This window comes from Azospira restricta, assembly GCF_016858125.1.
In the GTDB taxonomy this organism is placed as follows: Bacteria; Pseudomonadota; Gammaproteobacteria; order Burkholderiales; family Rhodocyclaceae; genus Proximibacter; species Proximibacter restrictus.
Window position 1 is genome coordinate 3,265,262 of sequence record NZ_CP064781.1, and the last position, 23,011, is coordinate 3,288,272.

The window sequence follows — 23,011 nt, forward strand, 5'->3', positions numbered from 1 at the left end:
GTGCCCCCAGGCATGGCCTCATTCGATTCCGGTTATTCCTCAAATAGCTCCCGCTCCTTTAGCGATTCGGCAATGTTCTTCTCCGCGTCCCGCTTGATGAGGTCGTAGAGCCTATAAGCGGGGGAGAAGCGTGGGAGCGAATCGAGAATGGACTTCGCTTTTTCCAAGACTTCCACGTCACGGGGAAACGGTTCGCCTGGAGTTCCCTGTTTTCCCCCGCTCACGGCCGAGCAATACAGTGCGCTGGTGGCTGATTCGAGACACTTACTGCCGTGCGACTTGGCTGCTGTAAGGTAGCCGATGGCGAAGGAGGGATTGTCCAATGAGAAATTGTGATCGGCATCCCGGATGACTTTCCCGATCAGTGAAATGTCGAGGCTGTCGCCGGAGCACTTATTCCGCATGAAGAACAGCGTCCTTTCGTCCGTTGCAGAAAATACGGCGGCGAAAAGGTGGGAGGCGAAGTATTGGAATTTGCGGTCGCTGTCATTGCCGCTTCTCATCCAGGACCAAACGTCCTTGCACAGATCGTCGTACGCCGCTGATTCCGCGAACCGCAACGGCTCGTGTATGTACGGGCCGTAGTTGCAGGGGCGGAACGAGTGATCCTCCGTCGAGGCTGCATGCTCGACGCGCTGCTTGAAGAAGCCCAGCGTTTCCACCGGGTACCGGGCCGAAACGGACGCGAGGAATTTCTGGATCCAATACTTTTCGAGAACCGGTATGGGGAACAATTTTTTCAACAGGGTTCCTACTGAGCCGGAATCGAGCAGCTCAAGCGGGATCGGTCCGGGGGTCCCAAAGAGGGATAGGATCTCGTCGGCCACGTACTGACAACCGCAGAGGTTCGCGCTCTCCACGAGTTCCAACGCTTTGGCTGCGTCCAACGATCCGACGTGGCGCAACTCGCGCGCGGCGATTTCTACGTCATGTTGGTCATCGGAAGAGAGAAATCCTTTCAGGACGTCGAGTTCGTAGTCGCCGAATGACGAATTTTCAATGATCTGACCGAGGCAGCGGGCCAACGACATCCTCAGTTCCTGACTCCCGGATGTCAGTATTCTGGACGTGAATGCCCTTCCCTTTCCGACGTCTTCCAAATAGACCATCGGCAACGCCAGGGGAACGTACCGGACGATGACGGACTCCGGGTTCCCGAGCGCGTACTCCACGACATGGTTTGCCAAGGAGTTCGTACCAGCGAGCAGTTCGTGGAACAGGATGTGGGGCGAGGCGTCCCTTCCCTGCTTGGAGTTTTCGACCCTCGTTAGCATCGTCGCCGCGAACTGCACGATCGCCTCCGGGGTCTGGAAGGCGTCGGCTATCTCCGAGGCGGTATGCCGGACGGTCGCTTGCCATTCCTTTTGCCTCGTTTCGAAGTCCGGATCCTCAACCAGGTGGCCATACCCGTCGACGAATGCGCGTATCGCCCTGAATTCCAGGCTGTCCGGGATAAGCCCGAATATCTGGTTCGCCGCGTCGCTCGTCTTGCCGCTGGCGAACTTCGCGTGCCATGAGATCGAAGAGAGCAGTTCGAGCCAGACGAACGGATCCAACGTCGACGACAGCACCTTGCCCTTAATTGATTCCAACGTGCTGACGAATTCGTCGGTCCAACGCTCGCGGTCCGCTTCCGAAACGGTGACCCCGAATTGGCCCATCGGATACCGGAGCGCGTCGGAAAGCGCCCTCGCGGACAGGATCGCAACGTCCACCCGCTCGGAATCGAGCCGGGCAATCGTAGCGAGGATTACATCCTGTCTCAGCGAAGCAACGGCTTCCTGCCTCACGAAGTACGGGCTGAACGAAAACGCGCGGCCATTCGAAGAAGTGGTGTGGCCTTCGGTTTGGAGAATCCCACTCAGGAAGTCGTACGGCGTGTACACCTCGCTCCACGAATCGGGGCAATCTAAGAGCGATAGTCCGAATCCAACGACCTCGGCGTTGTACTCGACCGGCTTATTGGGCTCCACCGTGCAGAGTTCCTTCAGTATGCGGATGGCGTGGCCGGGGTGTTGGTGCAACTGCCTTTCGTCCGATTTCCCCAATTCCCACAAGCATTCGCACGCCCGACGCAAGTGCCCGAAGTTGTAGGCGGCGTACTTGACGAGATCCGGCAGGCCCGTGGGAATCCTGTCTTCGGCGATGCGTTGTTCGGCGAACTGAAGCGCCCTCGCGGGCTGGTAGTACGCGACGGACGTCATCGCCTTGAAATGCGCGTCGCCGTACTCCCCCGTGGGCCGCAATTGCTGCCACAGCCCGTCGAGCAATCGGCTGCTGGCGGTGTTCCCGCTCGACAGCCGCCAATCCAGCTTCCCGAGGTTCAGCAGGACGTGCTCCACGAGTGATTGCGGTGACGCGGCGAAGAGCTTTTCCGCGTAGCCGGACGACGCGCCGTTCTCGGTCACGCAGCTTTGCTCGATGATGTAGTCGGCGAGGAGGTCCGGAGCGAGCCTGTACGTCAAGCCCCGCTTGAACGCCACGCCGCCCGTTACCAAGGTCTTGACTAAGCGGTTGCTGTCCGCGACGGAGATGCCCTCGGCATCCTCCAGCAGTTTCAGGAGCCCGGCGTCGTCCGGACTGAAAGGTTGGACCAATGCCAAGACTCTCAGGATGGAGAGGATGGCCTCTCTGTCTTTGCCTTGGGCTAGATCTCCCGCGATTACCTGCTGGAAGCGGGCCAAAAGAGTCGTCCGGAACGCGCCTTCGGTGCTCAGGAGTTCCGGATGCAACTTCTCCTTCGCCACGACCTGGGCCGCGACGACCGTGGCCAATGGGCAGTCGAGGGTGTAGCGGCTGACCGCGTCGGCCGCCGATTCGGGGCCGCCGTACTCCTTCAGAACCTGGGCCGCGAGTTCGACCGACTGTTTCTGGGACAGCGGTTCGAGGCCGATTTGGAAAGTGTAGGGCGGCTGGAGAAGGACGGCGGCCGCCTGCAACCTGATCCGCTCGAGGCCGTACGTCCGGAGGGAAAGGACCGCTCGCGCCGAATTCTTGGGATTGGCGACGTAGGCGAAAAGAATGGGGAGATCGTCCCGGTCGTGAGCGTCGTCGACGACCAAGAGCTTTTCGCCTTGCCCGAGACTCTCTAGATGCTTCGAGGAGAGCTCCTCCGTCGTCGAAAGAACTTTGACTAGCGTTCCAGACTTCGTGTTTTTGTAATCGGTGAGGGCTTGGTACAGCAAACGGGACTTCCCAGACCCGCCAGAGCCGGTCAGCAGGGTGACCAGCCGATCCTTGTCGCGGATGCTGTCGGATAGGTTTGCGAGCTCTTCGCTCCGTCCCACCAGTTGCCACAGGTGGTTGAAGGCGCGCTCCTTGCGCAGGAACGCGGAGAAGAAGTCCTCGACGGACATCCACGGGCCGGCCTCGACTTCGCCGAGCAACGCGAGTCGCTGTCCGGGGAAAAAGATGTCCACTAGGCGAATTTGCTCCGACTTCGGGAGTTGGCGGATTCGTTTGGCGACGTCCTCTTTGTCCCACAGTTCCCACTCGGGATGGGCGGCCATCGCCACCCTCGCCTGCGGGCTGGCGATTCTTGTGAGCAGCAGGACTTTCTTGTCGGAGCGGCGGACGTGTGCTTTTACAGCCGCTTCGACCTTCGCTGCGCCGAACTCCTTATGCCTCTTGCATTGATAGGTGCGGATCGTCCCGTTTTGCAAAACGGCCTCGACATCTAGGCCGTCCTGCTTGTGGCCGGTCCCGCCGAACCGGTGCACGTCGGCAGTCGGATGGAGCGCGGAGATAAAGAAGTCGCAAAACCGTTCGAAACCTTCCGCACTCAGGGAGTCGATCGGAAACGGTTGGTCGAAACTGACCGTCGTCGTTTGCGGATCCAGCCCTCGCTCGCTCACGTTCTCTAGATCCTCTGGGCTTACGGATAGCACGTGCGCGAGCCGAAGCATGTCCTTTGCCCTGGGGCGAGATGTGCCGGCCTCCCATCGGCTGACTGTCTGCTGCCGGACGCCCATCGCAATGGCCAATTCCCTTTGCGTCTCGATTCCCGCTTGGATGCGGAATTGCAGGAGACGATGGCCAAATTCGGCCGCCCTCGCATCGTTAGTCGTACTCATATCATGTGTGCCAAATAAGTAGAACACAGTTTATGAGTGCAAAAATGCTGCGTCAAGTGCGGGTGATTATGGATTCCAAGGACCTATGCCGCCTTAGTCTGCAATCAACCACATGGCCGACATTACTGGAGTGGCACGCCGACGGCAGCTTCGGCCGACTTGCAGACGTACTCGCCATTGACCACAAGCAGCCCCAAACGAAACGGGCCAGCACTTTCGTGCCGGCCCGTTTCGTTATCGGATCGCCTGAAAAGCGTCAGATCGCCGCTTCGTTCGTCTCGCCGGTGCGGATGCGCACGATCTGCTCGACCGGCGTCACGAAGATCTTGCCGTCGCCGATCTTGCCGGTGTGCGCGGCCTTGACGATGGCGTCGATCGCCGGCTCGACGCTGTCGTCGGCGACGACGATCTCGAGCTTCACCTTGGGCAGGAAGTCGACCACGTATTCGGCGCCGCGGTACAGCTCGGTGTGGCCCTTCTGGCGGCCGAAGCCCTTGACCTCGGTGACGGTCAGGCCGGTGACGCCGATTTCCGACAGGGCCTCGCGGACCTCGTCGAGCTTGAAGGGTTTGATGATCGCTTCGATTTTCTTCATGGTGGGTGGTCTCCGGCGGTAAGCGCCTATCGTATCAAATCTCGGTCAAAACTCGTCGCGGTAGCGGTTGGTGATCGGGTAGCGCCAGTCCTTGCCGAACCCGCGCTGGGTGACGCGGATGCCGACCGGCGCCTGCCGCCGCTTGTATTCGGCGATGCGCAAGAGGCGAACGACGCGACGCACGTCGGCTTCCGCATAGCCCCTGGCGATGATCTCGCGCGGGCTCTCGTCGCGCTCCATGTAGGCCTGCATGATCGCGTCGAGCACCTCGTACGGCGGCAGGCTGTCCTGGTCGGTCTGGCCGGGCTTCAGCTCGGCCGACGGCGGCCGCGTGATGATGCGTTCGGGAATGATCTCGCGCTCGCGGTTCACCCAGCGCGACAGGCGGTAGACGAAGGTCTTGAAGACGTCCTTGATCACCGCGAAGCCGCCGGCCATGTCGCCGTACAGCGTGCAGTAGCCGACCGCCATCTCCGACTTGTTGCCGGTGGTCAGCACCAGCGCGCCGGTCTTGTTCGAGAGCGCCATCAGGATGTTGCCGCGGATGCGCGCCTGCAGGTTCTCCTCGGTGGTGTCGCTGGGCAGGCCGGCGAACTCTTTCGCCAGCATCGCGTCGTAGGTCTGCATCGCCGGCGCGATCGGGATCTCGTCGTAGCGCACGCCGAGCGTCCGCACCATCTGCCGCGAATCTTCAAGGCTGATGTCGGCGGTGTAGGGCGAAGGCATCATCACCGCACGCACCTTGTCGGCGCCGAGCGCATCGACGGCGACGGCCAGCGTCAGCGCCGAGTCGATGCCGCCGGAGAGGCCGATGATCGCGCCGGGGAAGCCGTTCTTGCCGAGGTAGTCGCGCACGCCGAGCACCAGCGCGGCGTAGACCTGCGCCTCCAGCGGCTGCGCCGGCGCCTGCGTTCCCGGCCGCGGCTGGCCGTCGACGAGCTCGACGATCTCCAGCGCTTCGGCGAACTGCGGCAGGCGGCAGGTCTCGTTGCCGGCGCCGTCGAGCACGAACGAGCCGCCGTCGAAGACCAGCTCGTCCTGGCCGCCGACCAGGTTGGCGTAGAGCGCCGGCATGCCGGTGGCGGCGATGCGCTCGCGCAGCACGGCGACGCGGTCCTCGTGCTTGTCGAGGTGGTAGGGCGAGGCGTTCAGCACCAGCAGCAGCTCGGCGCCGGCGGCGTGCGCCGCCTCGGCGGCGCCCTCCTCCCAGATGTCGGCGCAGATGTTGATGCCGCAGCGCACGCCCTGCACGGTCACGACGCAGGCGGCGTCGCCGGCCTCGAAGTAGCGCTCCTCGTCGAAGACCTCGTAGTTCGGCAGCCGCTGCTTGCGGTAGGTGGCGACCTGCCGCCCGTCGGCGAGCAGCGTCGCCGCGTTGTAGCGCTTGCCGTCGCAGTCCTCGGGATGGCCGACGAGGACGGCGATGCCGGCGATGCGCGCGGCCAGCGCGTCGAGCTCGCGGGCGCAGGCGCGGTAGAAGTCGGGGCGCAGCAGCAGGTCTTCCGGCGGGTAGCCGCACAGCGCCAGCTCCGGCGTCAGCAGCAGGTCGGCGCCGGCGGCGCGGGCGCGTTCGGCGAATTCGGCGATCTTCGCCGCGTTGCCGGCGAGGTCGCCGACGGTGGCGTTGATCTGGGCGATGGCGATCTTCAGTGACATAGGCCGCAACTATACCGGAAGCGGAATTCGTCCGCCGCCCCGGACGGCACGCGAGTGCCCGCGTTTACAGGCGTTCGCGCGCAGCGTCGGGAAACGGCGACAGCCCGATCGCCCCCGCGCACGGGGCCGGCGCGCAAACCGCGCCACCGGCTGTCGCCGGCAGGCGACGGTTTGTCCGCCGTCGCCCCGCCGGGCTACGATCATCCCGCTGATTTTGCAGGCTTTCCGTAGATTGGCACGCAAGCTGCAGGGCGTGCCCATCTGCTTTGACAAGGAGCGAACGATGAATTTCCTGCGCACCCGACGATGGTTGGCCGCCGCGCTGGCGGCCACTGCCCTGACCGCCTGCGCCGGCAGCGCGACGCGCGAGAGCACCGGCGAATACATCGACGACAGCGTGATCACCACCAAGGTCAAGGCCAAGTTCTTCGACAACCCGCAGGTGCGGGCGATGTCGATCAGTGTCGAGACCTACAAGGGCGTCGTCCAGCTGAGCGGCTTCGCCGCCAGCGAAACCGAACGCAGCCGCGCCGTCGAGCTCGCGCGCACCGTGCCCGGCGTCAAGTCGGTGCACAACGACATCATCCTGAAGTAAGCCGACGCCCGGACCGGCGCCAGCGCCGGCCGCCGGGCGACCTCCCCCCACCCGTTGCACGACGCGCTCCGGGCGGCCCGCGCGGGCCGCCCGCCGCCGCCATTTCCGCCCCCCAAAGAACAGAAAGGAGCACGCATGCCTTTTCGCCCGCCCCCCCATCACCTCTGGCTCAGCCTGCGCCACATCGCCGGCCACGTCGCAATCACGCTGCTCGCGGTCGGCATCGCCTTCGCGCTGCCGCCGTTCGCCGAATACATCCTCTACAGCTGGTGGCCGCAGGTGCGCGACGATTCGCAGATGCTGCTGTTCACCGAGATCGCCTTCGCCGCGGTGCTGGTCGTGCTGTTCAACGCGCTGTCGCTGGCGCTGCACTACCGCCGGAAGGCGCGCATGAGCGGCGTCGCCGCGCTGGTGCACGCGCACGAGCAGAGCGACTGGTTCTCGCGCCGCGAGAAGCGCAACCTGCTGCGCCGGTTGCCGTGGAAGCGCGACGTGGCGATCATGGCAGTCACCGGCTACGGCACCTTCTCGGCGGCCGACGCCGACCTGCGCCATGTGCTGCAGGATTGCTACGAGGTGCGGGTGATGCTGATGCATCCCGACGGCGCCGGCGCCCGCGCCTACGTCGCGACGCACGCCGACCCGCCGGCTGCGCTCGCCAGCCTGCGCCGGGAATTCGCCGCCAGCCTCGACTACCTGCGCGCGCTGCACGCCGCCGGGCGCCAGGTGGCGCTGAAGCTCTACGACGAGGCGCCGTTCTGGAAGCTGGTGTTCACCGGCGAACACGCCTGGGTGCGCTGCTGCCACGACTGCCGCGACTTCGGCCGCTACCCGGAGTACGTCTTCGCGCTGCAGGCCGAGAAGCCGGCGCGCGGCTTCTTCCCGGCCTTCTACACCTACTTCCTCAACCAGTGGAACGACCCGCGCCACCCCGACTACAGCTTCGAGAGCGACGAGCTCGTCTATCGCGACGCCGACGGCCGCGAGGCGCGCCGCGAAGGCCGGCCCGGCGACGGCGCCGCGGACGGCCCCCCGCCGGCGCTGGCGGCGGCCGCCTGAGCGCCCGCCCGGGAAACAAAAAACCCGCCGGACGGCGGGTTTTTTTTCGCTGCGGAAGCGGGGCCGATCAGTAGTTCGGCTTGTCCTTGGCTTCCTCGTAGCGCTTGACGCCTTCCATGATCTCGTTCTTCGCCTCTTCCTGGCCGTACCAGCCTTCGATCTTGACGAACTTGCCCGGCTCGAGATCCTTGTAGTGCTCGAAGAAGTGCGAGATCTGGTCGAGGGTGATCTGCGGCAGGTCGCGCGGGCTCTGCACGTTGCGGTAGAGCGGGGTCAGCTTGTCGACCGGCACGGCGAGCAGCTTGGCGTCGGCGCCGGCCTCGTCGGTCATCGCCAGCATGCCGATCGGGCGGCAGCGGACGACGACGCCCGGCGGCAGCGCGAACTGGGTGACCACCAGCACGTCGACCGGGTCGCCGTCGCCGGCGATGGTGTGCGGGATGTAGCCGTAGTTGCACGGGTAGTGCATCGACGTCCCCATGAAGCGGTCGACGAAGATCGCGCCGCTTTCCTTGTCGACCTCGTACTTGACCGGGTCGGCGTGGGCCGGGATCTCGATGATCACGTTGAAATCGTTGGGCAGGGACTTGCCGGAGGGGACGTTGTTGAGGGCCATGATGCGTGCTTTCTGACGGACTGTTTGCGAAAGGCCGTAATTATACGCCATTTCTCCCCCGGAAGCCGCTTCCGTGCTGGCTTTGCTTACATTCCTGACACATCCGCTGGCGGCCTTCCGGCGACGACTATTTTTGCAGAAAGGGTTGACGAAGGCATCATGCCTTCGCATAATGCGAACCATTCTCATTCGCAAAGCAACCCAAGACAGCGGAGCCCACGATGCAGACGAATCCCACCGCCCCCACCCTGGTCGTCGTTCCGGTCCAGCCCGAACTGCCGCCGCGGGTCGACAGCAGCCAGCTGCTGCGCGGCCGGCGCACCGTCGAGATCGAGCACGGCGAGCAGACCTACACGCTGCGCGTGACCAAGGACAACAAGCTGATCCTGACCAAGTAGGACGCGGCCCGCACCGACTTCATCCCCCTGGAGAGATCACCCCCGTTTTCTCTCGCTCGTTCCGCCAGCCAGCCAGCCCTCGGGCAAGCAAGCCACGCTTTTTTTGACCGGGCTGCGCGGGACTCGGCGCCTCGACGACCAGCTGCCGGATGCCCACATTCCCATGACCACGCTCACCCACGCCCGCCTCGAGCTCCCCTACGCCCCGTCATCGCGCCCCTCGCTGCGCGCGATCGCGCTGATCGCCGGCGCCCACGCCGGGGCGCTGGCGCTGCTCGTTTCGCTCGACGTCGTTCCCGTTCCGCAGGCCGTCAACAGCCTGATGGTCGACATCATCCGGCCGGCCGCGCCGACGCCGCCGCCGGAAATCGTCAAGCCGCGGCCGCGACCGGTGGAAAGCAAGCCGCAACCGCGGCCGCAGCCGGCTCCGACGCCGACGCCGGTGCTCGCCGTGCCCGCCGAAAGCCCGGCGCCCGCCGTCGAGGCGGCAGTGGTGAAGGCGCCGCCACCGCCGCCGGCCCCGCCGGCGCCGGTCACCGTCAGCCAGCCGCGCTTCGACGCCGACTATCTCTCCAACCCGGCGCCGGCCTATCCGGCGATCTCCCGCCGCCTGGGCGAGGAAGGCAAGGTGGTGCTGCGCGTCCAGGTCGAGCCGGCCGGCCATCCGTCGCAGGTCGAGCTGAAATCGTCCAGCGGCTCGCCGCGCCTCGACCAGGCGGCGCTGGACGCCGTCCGGCGCTGGAAATTCATCCCCGCCAGGCGCGGCGACGAAGCCGTCGCCGCCTGGGTGCTGGTTCCCGTCGTATTCAACCTGAAGAGCTGAAAGACCCCCATGGAAAACCCGCTGGGCTTCGCCCACTTTCTTGCCCACACCGACGCCGTCGCTCGCGTCGTCCTCGTGCTGATGCTGATCGCTTCGATCGGCACCTGGTACCTGATCGTCACCAAGGGAATCCAGGGCCTGCGCATGAAGCGGCGCAGCAACGCGTTTCTCGCCGCCTTCTGGGAGGCGCCCAATCTCGAAGCGGTCGCCGCGCGCATTCGCGAGAACGGCACCACCGAACCCTTCTCGCACCTCGTGCACCACGGATTCACCGCGATCGAGCAGCAGAACCGCCATGCCGGCGGCAACGGCCGCACCGCACTGGTCAACGCCGGGGCGCCGGAGGAACTGCTCACCCGTGCGCTGAAACGCGCGATCGACGAAGACAAGGCGCACCTGGAGTTCGGCCAGACCTTCCTCGCCACGGTCGCCTCGGCCGCCCCCTTCGTCGGCCTGTTCGGTACCGTCTGGGGCATCTACCATGCGCTGATCGCCATCGGCATGTCCGGCCAGGGCACGCTCGACAAGGTCGCCGGCCCGGTCGGCGAGGCGCTGATCATGACCGGCATCGGTCTCGCCGTCGCCATCCCGGCGGCGGTCGCCTACAACCACTTCGCCCGCGCCAACCGCAACACGCTGTCGCAGCTCAACTCGTTCGCCTACGACGTGTTCGCCTTCCTCGCCACCGGCGTCAAGACCTCGCCGATGCTGACCGACGCCCGCGCGACCAGCGAGAAGGTGATCGCGATGGCCCGCGCCCAGGGCGTGTCGGCCGGCGATGCGCGCGTGCCGGGTCATCCCGGCATCGCCGTGCGCTGAGGAGGGACGGAGATGGCCTTCGCCAGCATGGATTCCGGCGACGACGACGCGCCGCTGACCGAAATCAACATGGTGCCGCTGATCGACGTGATGCTGGTGCTGCTGATCATTTTCATCGTCACCGCGCCGCTGCTGACGCATGCGGTCAAGGTCGAGCTGCCCAAGGCCTCGTCCTCGGCCAACCAGACCAAGCCCGAGAACGTGCAACTGGCGATCGACGCCGCCAGCCAGATTTTCTGGAACGGCGAGGCGGTGGACGCCAGCGAGTTCGACCGCCGCCTGCAGGCGGCGAGCGCGCTGCAGCCGCAGCCCGAGCTGCACATCCGCGCCGAGCGGACGACGCCTTACGAAAAGGTCGCGCAGGTCATGTCGGAGGCCGCGAAGAACGGCCTGACACGGATCGGCTTCGTCACCGATCCGTCGGCCGCCGCGCACTGAACAGTTTTTTTCATCACAAAAAGGGAGAGTCACCAATGTTGTCCACCAAGAAAATCATCGCCTCGCTGCTGCTGTCGGCGGCCCTGTCCGCCCCGGCGCTGGCGCTCGAATACCCGATCGGCGTGCCGCAGAACAAGGCCGGCATGGAGATCGCCGCGGTCTACCTGCAGCCGGTCGAGATGGAGCCGGAAGGCTTCATGCGCAAGGCGTCCGAATCCGACATCCACATCGAGGCCGACATCCACGCGCTCGCCAACAACCCGAACGGCTTCGAGGAAGGCGCCTGGATTCCGTACCTGGTGGTCAAGTACGAAGTGAGCAAGATCGGCGCCGACTACAAGGTCGCCGGCGAGTTCATGCCGATGGTCGCCAACGACGGCCCGCACTACGGCGACAACATCAAGCTCGCCGGCCCGGGCAAGTACAAGGTGAAGTACACGATCCTGCCGCCGTCGGAGAACAAGCACGCCCACTTCGGCCGCCACACCGACCGCGCCACCGGCGTCCGCCCGTGGTTCAAGCCGTTCGAGGTCGAGTACGAATTCACCTACGTCGGCATCGGCAAGAAGGGCGGGTACTGATCATGCGCACCCGGGTATTGGTCGCCGCGCTCGCCGCGGCGGGACTGTGTTCGCCCGCGCTCGCCGCCAAGGCGGCACCGGCGAAGGGGACGAAGGCCGAGCCGGTGAAGGTCGCGACGGCCGACGCGGCGCTGCTGGAAAAGCTGGCGGCGCGGCTGGAGAAGCTCGAAGCGCGCAACGCCGAGCTGGAAAAGGAGGTGAAGACGCTGAAGAGCGACAACGAGAAGATCGTCAGCGGCCTCGACAGCGACCGCATCTCGCAGTACGAGCCGGAGCTGACCGCACGCCTGAAGGCGGTCGAGAAGGACACGCTGGAGATGAAGAAGTCGGCCAAGGTGATCGAGGCGCTCGACGGCGTCAAGGCCGGCGCCAGCCTGACGATGGTCGCGCAGAAGCCGGCCGGCCTGCCCGCCGGCACCCGCGACAACAACGGCCGGCTCAGCTACCGCGCCGACGTCGAGGTCGAGCTGCCGCTGGCGCCGATCGGCGACATCGAGCAGAAACTGTTCGGCCATTTCCGCCTCGGCCAGGGCTTCGGCGCAAACGAGCCGCTCGGCAACATCGGCGCCTTCAGCCCGGCGAACGGCACCGCCTTCCGCATCGGCGGCGTCGACGACGACAACTCGTCGGCGCTGCTCGCGCAGGCCTGGTACCAGGCGAGCATCCCGCTGCCCTACGGCGGCTTCAAGCCGCACTCGCGCGAGAAGCTGGAGCTGACCTTCGGCAAGATCGACCTGTTCGGCTTCTTCGACCAGAACGAGGTCGCCGGCGACGAGGCGACGCAGTTCCTGAACACGATGCTGGTGCACAACCCGCTGCTCGACGCCGGCGGCGAGGTCGCCCCCGACGGCAACGGCTTCCAGCCGGGCTTCATCGCCGCCTACGTGAACGAGACGAACAAGGCCGAGCCGTGGCGCGTCTCGCTCGGCTACTTCGGCGCCGGCGAACGCGGGGCGAGCTTCGGCCGCAGCTTCAACTCGCCGCTGACGATCGCGCAGGCGGAGAAGCAGCTGAAGCTGTTCGGCGGCCTCACCGGCAACTACCGCGCCTATGTCTGGCACCGCAGCCGCGCCACCGAGCTCGACGGCGTCACCGAGAAGAACCACACCGGCTTCGGCCTCTCCGCCGACCAGCGCATCGGCGACGGCGTAAACGTCTTCGCCCGCTTCGGCAAGCTGGCCAAGGGCGAGCTCGCCTTCGACCGCGCGCTCGCGCTCGGTGCCGAGATCAGCGGCAACTACTGGGGCCGCGGCGGCGACGCGCTGGGCTTCGGCGGCGCCTGGATGAAGGCCAGCGACGACTTCCGCCGCGCCGGCGGCACCGTCGACCTGACCGGCGACGGCGTCACCGCGGTGTCCGCCTACGCCCCGTCGGGCGCCGAGAAGCTGGCGGAGATCTACTACCGCTACCGCGTCTCGCCGCAGTTCCACCTGACCCCGGACTTCCAGTGGATCGGCCGCCCCGGCGCCAATCCGGATGCGAAGGCGGTGAAGGTGGTCGGCGTCCGCGCCAACGTCGCCTTCTGACGGAGGACACGATGCCCGCCCTACCCCTCGATTTCGCCCGCGGCACGTTCACCCGCCTGCACCGGCGGCTGCTCGCCAGCGACTGGGCGCCGATCGGCGCCGCCGCACTGGTGCTGCTGGCGTCGATCTGCTGGACGCCGCCGGCCCGCGCCGACGACATGCCGACCATCGAGCTGTTGATGAAGGACGGCCGCCTCCATCCGGAAGCGCTGGAGGTGCCGGCGAACACCCGCTTCCGGCTGCGGGTGAGGAACGAGGGGCCGGGCGCCGCCGAGTTCGAGAGCCTGGAACTCCGGAAGGAACTGGTGCTCGCCCCCGGCGTCACGCGCAACCTCGTGTTCGCGCCGATGAAGCCGGGCAGCTACAAGTTCTTCGACGAGTTCCACCCGGACACGGCGCAGGGGCGGATCGTCGCCAAGTAGCACGGAACCCGCCCGGCCGGCGACGGCCGGGCGGAACCGCATCCGTGTGCGCAGCGAACGGACGGCGTCGACAGAACGCCCGGCGCCGCGCACGGACAACCGAAACAACGGGAGAGAGAAAAATGGGTAACGCATTCTTCGTCGTCTGGCGGGAAAGCCTCGAGGCCTTCCTCGTCGTCGGCATCCTCTACGCCTGGCTGCAGGCCAACGACGATAGCGGCTACGGGCGCGGCCGGCGGGCGCTGTTCGCCGGCGTCGCCGCCGGCGTCGCGCTGGCGGCGGCGCTCGGCTGGGCGCTGGTCGGCGTCCAGGACGAACTCGCCGGCGAGGCGCTGGACGCCTTCCAGACCGGCATGCTGCTGGTCGCCGCGGCACTGATCACGCAGATGGTGCTGTGGATGAGGAAGCACGGCCGGCAGATGCGCGCGCGGCTGCATGCCGAGCTGGCGTCGGCGAGCGAACGCTCCGGCGCCCTCGGCGTCGCCGTCGTCGCCGCGCTCGCCGTCGCCCGCGAAGGCGCCGAGACGGTGATCTTCCTCTACGGGCTGGCGCAGGAAGGCAGCCTGCAGCCGCTCTTCGCCGGCGCCGCCGCCGGCTTCGTCGCCGCCGCGCTGACCGCGTGGCTCGCCGCGCGCGGCCTGAAACTGCTCAACCTCGGCCTGTTCCTGCGCATCTCCTCGCTGCTCCTCCTGGTGCTCGCCTCGGCGCTGCTGGTCGCCGCCGCCGACCGCATGATCGGCGCCGGCTGGCTGCCGGCGCTGGTCGACCCGCTGTGGGACAGCAGCGCGCTGCTCGACGATGCCGCCGGCGCCGGCAAGCTCGTCGCCGATTTCTCCGGCTACCGCGCGCGGCCGGCGCTGAGCGTGGTGATCGCCTACGCCGCCTACTGGGCCGGCGTCGCCCTGGTCTGGCGGAGAGCTGCCCGTGGCTGAGCAGCCCCTCGTCTTCCACCGGCGGCGCCCCGCCGAGCTGCCGGCCGGCCAGCCTGCCGGAACGCTGGCCAAGGCGGGCCTGTTCCTGCGCCGCCACCGCAGGCTGATCCTGACCATCCAGTGGATGGTCGTCTGCGTTTACGCGGTCCTCGTCGTCGTCCCCGCCTTCCTGCCGCTGCCGCCGGAAAGTGCGCACCTGTGGGACAACCTGCGCCTGTTCGCGCAGTTCGTCTTCTGGGGCATCTGGTGGCCGGGCGTGATGGTCGCCACGGTGCTGCTCGGGCGCGTCTGGTGCGGCCTCTTCTGCCCGGAGGGGTCGCTCTCCGAATGGGCCAGCCGCCACGGCCGCGGCCGGCCGCTGCCCGGCTGGCTGAAGTGGTCGGGCTGGCCCTTCGTCGCCTTCGTCGCCACCACCGTCTACGGCCAGCTGGTCAGCGTCTACGAGTACCCGCAGGCGGCGCTCCTGGTGCTCGGCGGCTCGACCGTCGCCGCCGTCGCCATCGGCCTGCTCTACGGCCGCGAGAAGCGCATCTGGTGCCGCTACCTGTGCCCGGCCTCGGGCGTCTTCGCCGTGCTGGCGAAGATCGCGCCGCTGCACTACAAGGTCGACCGCGACGCCTGGGACCGCCACAGCGGCGAAGGCAAACATTTCGAGCCGGTCAACTGCGCGCCGCTGGTCGACGTGCGGCGCATGACCAGCGCCTCCGAATGCCACGCCTGCGGCCGCTGCGCCGGGCAGCGCGACGCCGTCGCACTGGCCTTGCGCTCGCCGGCCGCCGAGGCGCTCGACCTCGCGGCGCCGGCGAAGACGGCGGACGCGGCGACACTGCTCTTCGGCGTGCTCGGCGTCGCCACCGCCGCCTTCCAGTGGACGGTCAGCCCGTGGTTCCTGAAAGCGAAGCTCGCGCTCGCCGACTGGCTGGTCGAGCGCGAGCATTTCGCGCTGCTCGACAACGAGGTGCCGTGGTGGCTGCTGACCCACTACCCGGAAGCCAACGACCTGTTCACCTGGCTCGACGGCGCGCTGATCATCGCCTACCTGCTCGGCGGCGGCTTCCTGCTCGGCGCGCTGCTGTGGACCGGGCCGGCCCTCGCCGCGAGGCTCGTGCGCCACCCGCGCCTCGACTGGCAGCGCTTCACGCTGGCGCTGACGCCGCTCGCCGCGGCCAGCGTGATCCTCGGCCTCTCCATGCTCACGGTCACCCACCTCAGGGCCGAACACGTCTGGCTCGGCTGGCTGCCGGCGTTCCGCGTCGCGCTGCTCGCCGGCGGCGGCCTCGCCTCGCTGTGGCTCGCGCTGCGCCTGCTCGCGGCCAGCGGCGCCGCGCGGCCGCGCCGGCTCGCCGCCGCGCTGGCGATGGCGGCGCCGGTGGCGCTGATGGCGACGATCTGGAGCCTGGTCTTCTTCGTCTGGTAAGCTCGCCACCCTCGCCCAAGCCCCGCATCGAAACCATGAAGAAAGCGCACCAAAACGAGCACCAGCAAGCCGCCTGGCAGTTCGTCCGCCGCCTCGCGCCGGCGCTGGCGATCGCCCACCATATCCCCGGCCGCATCCGCCTGAAGCTGCACGGCGGCGCGACCGAGATCGGCGAATTGCCGCCGCTCGACGAAATCCGGCGCGAGCTGGAGGCGACCCGCGGCGTGAGCGCCGTGCGCGTCAACCTCCTCGCCCGCTCCTGCACCGTGGAGTACGATGCACAGATCATTCCGCCGACGGCGTGGAATGACCTCCTGGCCGGCACGGCAAGCCCGGCCGCCGACGCGCTGGTCGGCACCCTGCGCGCGCAGTACGACGCCTGGCGCGACCGGCAAGATTGATCTAGACAGCGAAAGGAGCAACGATGATTCCCCTCCTCCCCTTTGCCGCCGGCCTGATCGCCGGCGGTCTGGCGGTCCGGCTGTGGCGCAGCGAGGAAACGCAGGCCGGCGTGAAGAAGGCGCAGGACACGCTGCGCTCGGCGGCGCAGTCCGGCCTGGACACGCTCCGCGAAACGGGTGCCGCCGTCCGCCAGCGCTTCGCCGGCGGCGAGTCCCCGGCTGCGGCAGCCGAGGTGACGGCGGCGGCGCCGAAGAAGAAGGCGGCGCCGCGGAAACGCAAGCCGGCGGCGGACAAGGCCGTCGCGAAAGCGGCCGCGCCCGCCGCCCCGCACAAGCGCGCGCGCAAGGCGACGACTGAGACGCCGGCATGAAGAAGCGATCGCGCAAGGCGCGCCGCGCCGCCGGCGGCGAACTGCAGGACGGTTTCGTGCGCGGCTTCGTCGCCACCGGCCTGCTCGCCGCGCTGCGCGACGGCGCCGGCCGCAAACAGGTGCTCTGCGCCGCGCTGCAGGGCGGCACCGCGCTCGCTGCCGCCGGCCTCGCGGTCGACGCGCTGAAGCAGCGCTCGCCGGCCGGCGCGCTGTCGGCAGTCGCCGCCGGCGCCGCCGGCCTCTATCTGATCGGGCGGCTCGCCGACGGCGAAACGCAGTGAGCGCCTGATCGAACAACGACTTTACGGGAGAAAACCAATGGCCAAGAAGAAGGACAAGAAGCGCATGAAGCGCGAGATGGAAACGATGTTCGCGCAGGCGATGCTGAACGCCGGCAACGGCGGAGCGGCATTCGCCGGCAACCAGCGCGGACTGCTCGGGCGCCTGGCGACGGTGGCGCCGAACCAGCAGTTCATGCTCGGCGCGCTGCTCGGCGCGGCGGCGGTCTACGTACTCGGCGACGAGAAGCTGCGCGGCAAGCTGATGAAATCGGGAATGAACCTCTACGCCAGCATCCTCGGCGGCATCGAGGAGATCAAGGAACAGGCCGCCGACCTGCGCGCCGAAGTGGAAGCGAATGCCGGCAACACCCTCTGAACTTCCGCTCTTCGCGGCGCTGACGCCGCTGCACGCAATCCCCGGACGGATCCGCTTCCGCTACCGGAGCAACGACAACGGCGTCGACGCGCCGGCGATCGAGCGTGCGCTGCAGCACCTCGCCGGCGTCGTCGCGGTGCGCGCCAACCCGCGCATCCGCTCGCTCGCCGTGGTCTATGACGCGCAGGCGACCGATGCCGAGCGGCTCAGCGCCGAACTGCTCGCCTGCGTGCCGGTGCCGCGCAACGGCGCCGCCCCGCCGGCGCGCCGCGACACGCTGGACGCGGTGACGCGCAACGCCGGCATGCTGCTCCTCGGCAACGCGCTGCCGCAGGCGATGCGCCTGCCGGCGACGCTGTCGGCGGCGACGCCGCTGTTCGCCGAGGCCGCCGACGACCTGCGCACGGTCGGCGTCAATTCGCACGTACTGGAAGCGCTGGCGGTCGGCATCTCGACCGCGCGCAAGGACTTCACCGCGGCGAACACGACGCTGTTCATGCTCGCGCTCGGCGAGCACCTCGAACAGTCGATCGCCCGCCGCTCCGACGACCTGCTGCGCAGCCTGCTGCGTCCGGACACCGGCCTCGTCTGGGTCGAGCGCGACGGCGTCGAATGCCGCATCACCGCCGACGAGCTGGCGATCGGCGAGACGGTGGTGGTCGGCGCCGGCGCGACGATTCCGGTCGACGGCACGATCCTGTCCGGCGAGGCGCTGGTGAACGAAGCGGCGATGACCGGCGAGAGCGTCCCCGTCGCCAAGGGGCGCGGCGGCAAGGCGCTGTCCGGCACGGTGGTCGAGGAAGGCCGGCTGCGCATCTACGCCGAGCACGTCGGCCGGCACACCGCCGTCGCGCGCATCGCCGACTATGTCGAGGCCTCGCTCGCCTCGAAGAGCCAGGCCCAGCTCGGCGCCGCGAAGCTCGCCGACAAGCTGGTGCCGGCGGTGCTCGGGCTGGCCGGCACCGCCCTCGTCGGCAGCGGCGACTGGCGGCGCGCCGCCGCGGTGCTGCAGGCCGACTACGCCTGCGCGCTGAAGCTGGCGACGCCGGTCGCCTTCAAGTCGGCGATGCACCGCGCCGGCAAGGCCGGCATCCTGATGAAGGGCGCCGACGTGCTCGAGCGCCTGGCCGAGGCCGACACCTTCGTCTTCGACAAGACCGGCACGCTGACCACCGGCCGCCTGGAGGTGACCGACTCGGTGACCTTCGACAAGACCTTCACCGCCGACGACCTGATCTGCCTCGCCGCGTCGGTCGAGGAGCACTACTTCCACCCGCTCGCGCTCGCCGTCGTCGAGGCCGCGCGCATGCGCCACGGGCGCCATTTCGACCACACCGAGGTGCAGTTCATCGCCGCCCACGGCGTCGCCAGCGTCGTCGACGGCAAGCGCATCGTCGTCGGCTCGCGCCACTTCGTCGAGGAGGACGAGGGCATCGCCATCGACGCCCGCCAGCGCGCGCAGATCACCCGCCTCTACCGGCAGGGCAAGACGCTGCTCTACATCGGCTTCGGCGGCCGCCTGCTCGGCGTCATCGCGCTGAAGGACCAGCCGCGCGCCAACGCCGCCGCCACCGTCGCCCGCCTGCGCCGGCTCGGCGCGAAGAAGATCCTGATGCTCACCGGCGACCACCGCGAGCGCGCCGAGGAGCTGGCCGCAGCGCTCGGGCTCGACGCCTGCCACGCCGAGCTGCTGCCCGACGAGAAGGCCGAGATCGTCCGCCGCCTGAAGGAAAACGGCGCGCGCGTCGCCTTCATCGGCGACGGCATCAACGACGCGCCGGCGCTGGCCGGCGCCCACGTCGGCATCGCCATGCAGCGCGGCGCCGACATCGCCCGGCTGACCTCCGACGTCGTGCTGCTCGAGGACGACATCGACCTCGTCGCCGAAGCCAAGGCCTCGGCGGATGCGACGCTGAAGCTGATCGCCGGCAACTACCGGCTGACCGTCGGCATCAACACTGCCATCCTCGCCGCCGCCGCCTTCGGCCGGCTGTCGCCGATCGCCTCGTCGATCCTGCACAACGGCGCGACCCTCGGCATCCTGCTCAACGCGCTGCGCGGCGGCACGCGCCGGCCCCGGCAGCGCAAGCCGGCGCGGGGTGCAGCGTGACGCGCATTGTCGCCACCATTCCCGGCCGCATCCGCATCCGCGACGGCGGCCTGCGCCAGCCGGACCGCCAGGACCGCCTGCAGCAGGCCGTCACCGCGCTTCCCGGCGTGCTCTCCTGCCGCGGCAACCCGGTCGCCGGCAGCGTCGTCGTCCATTACGATGCCGCCCGCGTGGCGCCCGAGCGCATGGAGACGCTGGTCGAGCAGGCGGTCGACGCCGAACTCGCGCAGCCGCGCGACAAGGCGGCGATCGCCCGCCGCCTGCGCACCAACCGCATCGCCAAATACGGCATGCTCGGCAGCCTCGCCGCGTCGCTCGCGCTCGCCGCCGCCGGCAACAAGCGCTGGCACGCGGCCACCGGCGTCGCCTTCGTCGCCTGCCTCGGCGTGCATCTGGCGACGCACCGGCGGCAGCTGCTGCGCTGAGCCCGAACGCGGGCCCCTCTCGTTCCTGCGGGTGCTCGCCGAACGGTTGCGGGCACCGCTGGGCACCCAGGCAATCAACGCCGCCACCTTCGTGCGAGCCGTCCTGGCTGGCACCGTTCTCGTTCTACGCCTGGCGCATGCGGACGCTGCTCGCCGGCCCGTGCGATGACAGCGATGCGGGCTGTGCAGGAATCACCGCCGCAGCTTAGGACACGGAGAGCTCCCCGTCGCGAACGCAGGCGGCCTCGACCGCCCGGCCGAAGCTGGACACGCCCGGGTTCTTCACGAACAGACAGGGCTTGCCGGTACGCTTGCAGTGCTCCTTCACCCGCCAGTAGGCGCTGTGGCTGATGCAGCCGACCTGGCAGACGACGAGGTCGGCGGCGGCGACGGCGCTGTCGATGCGGTGCAGGTTCTCCTCGACGCCGCCGTCGTGGTGCAGGAAGCGGCCGCCGGACTGCTCGACCACCTCGCGATACGAATCGACCGCGCCCAGCCGGCCGCCGACGCAGAGCACGCATTTTCCGGACAGCTGTACCGGCACGCCGCGATCGCAGATGCCGGCGACGGCCTCCGGCGGCGCGGCGAGCGCCGCCTCGGCCGCTGCGGCACGCTCGCGCCAGCGCGCAGCGTCCTGCGCCAGCGCCTCGGCCTGCCGCCGCAGCGCCGCCGCCTGCGCCTCGACGTCGTTCAGCCGCTGCGCCAGCGCCTCGCGCGCCGGCAGGTCGCGCTGCGCACGGCGCAGGTCGGCGACTTCGCCGGCCAGCCGCGCGCTGCCGCTTGCGGCCGCCGCCAGCTCGGCGCGCAGCGCAGCGACTTCGCGCGCAGCCCCCTGCGCCGCGGCATCCCGGCCGGCGCGCGCCTCCTCCAGCGCCGCCTGCGCCGCCGCGAGCTGCCGGCGCAGGCCGGCGTTCTCGTCGCGCAGCGCCTGCATCGCGCGCAGGTCGGCACGCGTACCGCTGCCGAGCTGGTGCTGCAGCATGTGGATGTCGGCGAAGATTTCCTGCTCGAGCGCCGGGTCGAGCGCCGGGTGCGTGCAGCACGCCCACAGCGCGGCGGCGACTTCGACGCCTTCGCCGCAGGCGCGGCGCCAGGCCGCGCGCAGTGCGGCAGCGTCGCGCAGCGCCGCGAAGCGCGCGACCGTCAGCCGGTAGCGCTTCTCCAGCGCCTTGTGCAGGAGCTCGGCGAGCGGGCTGCGCTGCTCGCAGGCGCCGACGGCGCTGGTATGCAGGTAGTAGTCGTCGGCGTCGCGGGCGAGGTGCATGACCTTCGCCATCAGGCCGCGCAGCTCGTCGCAGGCGAAGCAGACGCCGATCACCGGGCAGTGGAACTTGTGCGGCAGCTCCCACAGCCGCCGCCGGCGCGAGCCGGCCGCGCGCTGCGCGGCGGCCGGCGAGGGCTCGCCGGGCCAGGCCGCCTGCGGTGCGGCGAAGGCGGTGCGCGCGGCGCCGATGATGCCGCCGGCGACATGAAAGGGAAATCCGGACACGGTGATCTCCTAGCGCTCGACCGCGGCCGTGCGCAGCCGGTGCAGCTCGCGCGCCAGCGCGTCGCGCTCGGCGTGCAGGCGCAGGCATTCGGTACGGCTCAGTTCGAGGATGCGGGCGAGCTTCACCGCACGCAGCGCATCGCCGCGCAGCAGCCGGTTGGCCTCGCTCAGTTCCATCAGCTTGCGCCCGAGCTCGACGATCGGCAGCCCGGCGGCATAGCCCTCCAGCTGCCGCTGCTGCCGCTCGCAGAGCGCCCGCAGCCGGGCGAGCTCGGCGTGCAGCGCGGGGCGGCGCGGGCCGCGCCGCCGGCCGCTGCGCGTCTCGTCGCCGGCGCGGGCGAGGATGCTGCGATCTTCAAGCGGGGCAAGCATGCTGCACCTCCAGTCGCTGTTCGAGGCGCCGGCTCGCGCGTTCGCACAGCGCCCGCAACTCGCCGTCCACCCCGTCGTCGGCGCACAGCGCGTCGAGCAGGCGGATGGCGTGCCGTGCGGAATGCCGGCAGCCGGTTTCGTCGTGGATCAGCAGCTGGCTGAGCACGCCGGCGCAGAGACCGTTGGTCGGCATCGCGGGCGCCCTCAGTGGCTGGCCAGCACCAGCCAGAGCAGGCCGGCGGTGATGAGTACGTTGAAATAGAGACTCTGCGGCATGGCGACCTCCAGTCTTCCGGTGGGGTTGATGGCTGGCTACCGGGATGCGGTCGCTGGCTGATTGTTGAGAACAATTCTCATCAACTCGAACCGCAAAGTCAACACAAATGAGAACTACTTTTATTTGCCGTAGTCATGAAGCGGCCGGACACCGGAGCGGCGCGTCCCCGGCCGCCCGCGGCGGGCCCGCTATAATCCGGCGCATGCCCGAACCCGACCGCCTTCCCGCCGCCGACGGCGACTGGCCGCCCCCCGCGCTGCGCTGCGCCGGGCTGGCGATCGCCGGGCTGCTGCTGGCGCTGCTCGCCGTCTGGCTCGGCACCGGCTGGCTCGACGGCTTCGACTACCGCGGCGTCAACAAGCTCGGCCGCCGCTTCCTGCGCGCACTGCCGTGGGCGCTGCCGCTCGCCGCGGCGGGCGGCATGCTGCTCTACGGCTATTTCCGCTGGGCGCTCGCCGAGCGGCACAAGGGCTGGGTGACGCTGCTCGCGGTGCTGCGCGCCTTCGCGCTCTTTCCCTTCCTCGGCTTCGCGATGCTGTTCGCGATGATCTTCGGCTTCGTCGCCGCGATCGCCGTCGGCGTCTGGCACAAGCTCGCCCCCCGGCCGCCGGCGGAGGGCGCCGACGGCTCCTTCTTCCCCGGCCTGCTGGTACCGTTGCTGTGGATGATGACGCTGCCGTTCACGCTGCTGAAGATCCAGTCGCGGGGCGACATCGAGATTCCGGCGCGCATCCCGCCCGCACGGCTGCTCCGCTGGCTGCCGATCCTGTTCCTGATGCTGCTCGTCGGCCCCGGCTTCGAGTCGGAATCGACCGGCGAGCGCGTCGATCCGAACTGGCTGGCGGCGCTCGCCGCCTACTGGCTGGCCGACTGCCTGATCGTCGCCGGCCATGTCGCGCCGCTGCTGGCGCGGCAGGCCCGCGCGGCGCGCGTCGCCGAGCTGCGGCGGGGAACTTGAC

At 68.7% G+C, this 23,011-nt stretch carries 25 protein-coding genes; 18 read left to right on the forward strand and 7 right to left on the reverse strand.

The genetic code is table 11. The annotated features are described in order from the left end of the window. Nucleotides 1-32 precede the first annotated feature (32 nt). The 3 genes from IWH25_RS15600 to IWH25_RS15610 all read right to left on the reverse strand — a co-directional run bounded on the left by IWH25_RS15600 (nucleotide 33) and on the right by IWH25_RS15610 (nucleotide 6,324). Complete coding sequence (locus IWH25_RS15600) at nucleotides 33-4,073, reverse strand: helix-turn-helix transcriptional regulator (RefSeq protein ID WP_203386684.1); 4,041 nt, start codon at nucleotides 4,071-4,073, stop codon at nucleotides 33-35. Nucleotides 4,074-4,329: 256 nt separating this feature from the next. After that, complete coding sequence (glnK, locus tag IWH25_RS15605) at nucleotides 4,330-4,668, reverse strand: P-II family nitrogen regulator (protein WP_203386685.1); 339 nt, start codon at nucleotides 4,666-4,668, stop codon at nucleotides 4,330-4,332. A 45-nt stretch (nucleotides 4,669-4,713) separates the two neighbouring features. Further along, nucleotides 4,714-6,324 carry an NAD+ synthase gene (locus IWH25_RS15610; RefSeq protein ID WP_203386686.1) on the reverse strand — a complete coding sequence of 537 codons (1,611 nt, stop codon included), beginning with the start codon at nucleotides 6,322-6,324 and terminating at the stop codon, nucleotides 4,714-4,716. A 283-nt stretch (nucleotides 6,325-6,607) separates the two neighbouring features. Here IWH25_RS15610 and IWH25_RS15615 point away from each other — a divergent pair, with 283 nt between their 5' ends. Further along, complete coding sequence (locus IWH25_RS15615) at nucleotides 6,608-6,919, forward strand: BON domain-containing protein (protein WP_203386687.1); 312 nt, start codon at nucleotides 6,608-6,610, stop codon at nucleotides 6,917-6,919. A gap of 135 nt (nucleotides 6,920-7,054) precedes the next feature. Continuing rightward, nucleotides 7,055-7,978, forward strand: coding sequence for a hypothetical protein (locus IWH25_RS15620; protein WP_203386688.1), 924 nt, complete (start codon nucleotides 7,055-7,057; stop codon nucleotides 7,976-7,978). Between the two features lie 67 nt (nucleotides 7,979-8,045). Here IWH25_RS15620 and ppa read toward each other — a convergent pair whose 3' ends face one another. Then, nucleotides 8,046-8,594, reverse strand: coding sequence for an inorganic diphosphatase (gene ppa, locus IWH25_RS15625; protein WP_203386689.1), 549 nt, complete (start codon nucleotides 8,592-8,594; stop codon nucleotides 8,046-8,048). A gap of 221 nt (nucleotides 8,595-8,815) precedes the next feature. Between ppa and hemP the strand changes: the two genes are divergently transcribed. The 15 genes from hemP (at nucleotide 8,816) to IWH25_RS15700 (ending at nucleotide 19,914) form a co-directional block, all read left to right on the forward strand. Next, nucleotides 8,816-8,992 carry a hemin uptake protein HemP gene (gene hemP, locus IWH25_RS15630; RefSeq protein ID WP_203386690.1) on the forward strand — a complete coding sequence of 59 codons (177 nt, stop codon included), beginning with the start codon at nucleotides 8,816-8,818 and terminating at the stop codon, nucleotides 8,990-8,992. A 163-nt stretch (nucleotides 8,993-9,155) separates the two neighbouring features. Then, complete coding sequence (locus tag IWH25_RS15635) at nucleotides 9,156-9,815, forward strand: energy transducer TonB (RefSeq protein WP_203386691.1); 660 nt, start codon at nucleotides 9,156-9,158, stop codon at nucleotides 9,813-9,815. Nucleotides 9,816-9,824: 9 nt separating this feature from the next. Then, a complete protein-coding gene (locus IWH25_RS15640) occupies nucleotides 9,825-10,634 on the forward strand; it encodes a MotA/TolQ/ExbB proton channel family protein (RefSeq protein ID WP_203386692.1) in 810 nt (269 codons plus the stop codon). A gap of 12 nt (nucleotides 10,635-10,646) precedes the next feature. Further along, on the forward strand, nucleotides 10,647-11,072 hold the full coding sequence (locus IWH25_RS15645) for an ExbD/TolR family protein (protein WP_203386693.1): 426 nt from the start codon (nucleotides 10,647-10,649) through the stop codon (nucleotides 11,070-11,072). Between the two features lie 35 nt (nucleotides 11,073-11,107). Next, the gene (locus IWH25_RS15650) at nucleotides 11,108-11,653 is read left to right on the forward strand and encodes an iron transporter (RefSeq protein ID WP_203386694.1); all 546 of its coding nucleotides are present in this window, start codon (nucleotides 11,108-11,110) and stop codon (nucleotides 11,651-11,653) included. Between the two features lie 2 nt (nucleotides 11,654-11,655). Next, nucleotides 11,656-13,179, forward strand: coding sequence for a carbohydrate porin (locus tag IWH25_RS15655; protein WP_203386695.1), 1,524 nt, complete (start codon nucleotides 11,656-11,658; stop codon nucleotides 13,177-13,179). An 11-nt stretch (nucleotides 13,180-13,190) separates the two neighbouring features. Continuing rightward, nucleotides 13,191-13,601, forward strand: coding sequence for a cupredoxin domain-containing protein (locus IWH25_RS15660; protein ID WP_203386696.1), 411 nt, complete (start codon nucleotides 13,191-13,193; stop codon nucleotides 13,599-13,601). A 122-nt stretch (nucleotides 13,602-13,723) separates the two neighbouring features. Then, nucleotides 13,724-14,533: an FTR1 family iron permease gene (locus tag IWH25_RS15665; RefSeq protein WP_203386697.1), complete on the forward strand. Its 810-nt coding sequence runs from the start codon at nucleotides 13,724-13,726 to the stop codon at nucleotides 14,531-14,533. Then, nucleotides 14,526-15,950 carry a 4Fe-4S binding protein gene (locus IWH25_RS15670; RefSeq protein ID WP_238998929.1) on the forward strand — a complete coding sequence of 475 codons (1,425 nt, stop codon included), beginning with the start codon at nucleotides 14,526-14,528 and terminating at the stop codon, nucleotides 15,948-15,950. Before IWH25_RS15665 ends, IWH25_RS15670 begins: the two co-directional genes overlap by 8 nt. Before the next feature lie 35 nt (nucleotides 15,951-15,985). After that, nucleotides 15,986-16,351 carry a heavy-metal-associated domain-containing protein gene (locus IWH25_RS15675; RefSeq protein ID WP_238998930.1) on the forward strand — a complete coding sequence of 122 codons (366 nt, stop codon included), beginning with the start codon at nucleotides 15,986-15,988 and terminating at the stop codon, nucleotides 16,349-16,351. A 23-nt stretch (nucleotides 16,352-16,374) separates the two neighbouring features. Then, complete coding sequence (locus IWH25_RS15680; RefSeq protein ID WP_203386698.1) at nucleotides 16,375-16,722, forward strand: hypothetical protein; 348 nt, start codon at nucleotides 16,375-16,377, stop codon at nucleotides 16,720-16,722. After that, nucleotides 16,719-17,003 (forward strand): hypothetical protein, encoded by a 285-nt coding sequence (locus IWH25_RS15685; protein WP_203386699.1) that lies wholly within the window; start codon nucleotides 16,719-16,721, stop codon nucleotides 17,001-17,003. The genes IWH25_RS15680 and IWH25_RS15685 overlap by 4 nt, the downstream gene beginning before the upstream one ends. Before the next feature lie 37 nt (nucleotides 17,004-17,040). Further along, a complete protein-coding gene (locus tag IWH25_RS15690) occupies nucleotides 17,041-17,379 on the forward strand; it encodes a hypothetical protein (RefSeq protein WP_203386700.1) in 339 nt (112 codons plus the stop codon). Further along, nucleotides 17,360-19,489 (forward strand): heavy metal translocating P-type ATPase, encoded by a 2,130-nt coding sequence (locus tag IWH25_RS15695; RefSeq protein ID WP_203386701.1) that lies wholly within the window; start codon nucleotides 17,360-17,362, stop codon nucleotides 19,487-19,489. The genes IWH25_RS15690 and IWH25_RS15695 overlap by 20 nt, the downstream gene beginning before the upstream one ends. Continuing rightward, entirely contained in the window at nucleotides 19,486-19,914 is a 429-nt protein-coding gene (locus tag IWH25_RS15700) for an HMA2 domain-containing protein (RefSeq protein ID WP_203386702.1), read from the forward strand. The genes IWH25_RS15695 and IWH25_RS15700 overlap by 4 nt, the downstream gene beginning before the upstream one ends. A gap of 205 nt (nucleotides 19,915-20,119) precedes the next feature. Here the strand turns inward: IWH25_RS15700 and IWH25_RS15705 are convergent, their stop codons facing one another. From IWH25_RS15705 to IWH25_RS15715, 3 genes are read right to left on the reverse strand one after another with little or no spacing between them, the layout of a single operon-like run. Continuing rightward, nucleotides 20,120-21,403, reverse strand: coding sequence for a DUF2325 domain-containing protein (locus tag IWH25_RS15705; protein WP_203386703.1), 1,284 nt, complete (start codon nucleotides 21,401-21,403; stop codon nucleotides 20,120-20,122). Between the two features lie 9 nt (nucleotides 21,404-21,412). After that, complete coding sequence (locus tag IWH25_RS15710; protein ID WP_203386704.1) at nucleotides 21,413-21,775, reverse strand: hypothetical protein; 363 nt, start codon at nucleotides 21,773-21,775, stop codon at nucleotides 21,413-21,415. Continuing rightward, complete coding sequence (locus IWH25_RS15715; RefSeq protein WP_203386705.1) at nucleotides 21,759-21,968, reverse strand: hypothetical protein; 210 nt, start codon at nucleotides 21,966-21,968, stop codon at nucleotides 21,759-21,761. Before IWH25_RS15715 ends, IWH25_RS15710 begins: the two co-directional genes overlap by 17 nt. A 286-nt stretch (nucleotides 21,969-22,254) precedes the next feature. Here IWH25_RS15715 and IWH25_RS15720 point away from each other — a divergent pair, with 286 nt between their 5' ends. Further along, complete coding sequence (locus tag IWH25_RS15720) at nucleotides 22,255-23,010, forward strand: hypothetical protein (RefSeq protein ID WP_203386706.1); 756 nt, start codon at nucleotides 22,255-22,257, stop codon at nucleotides 23,008-23,010. Nucleotide 23,011: the final 1 nt, after the last annotated feature.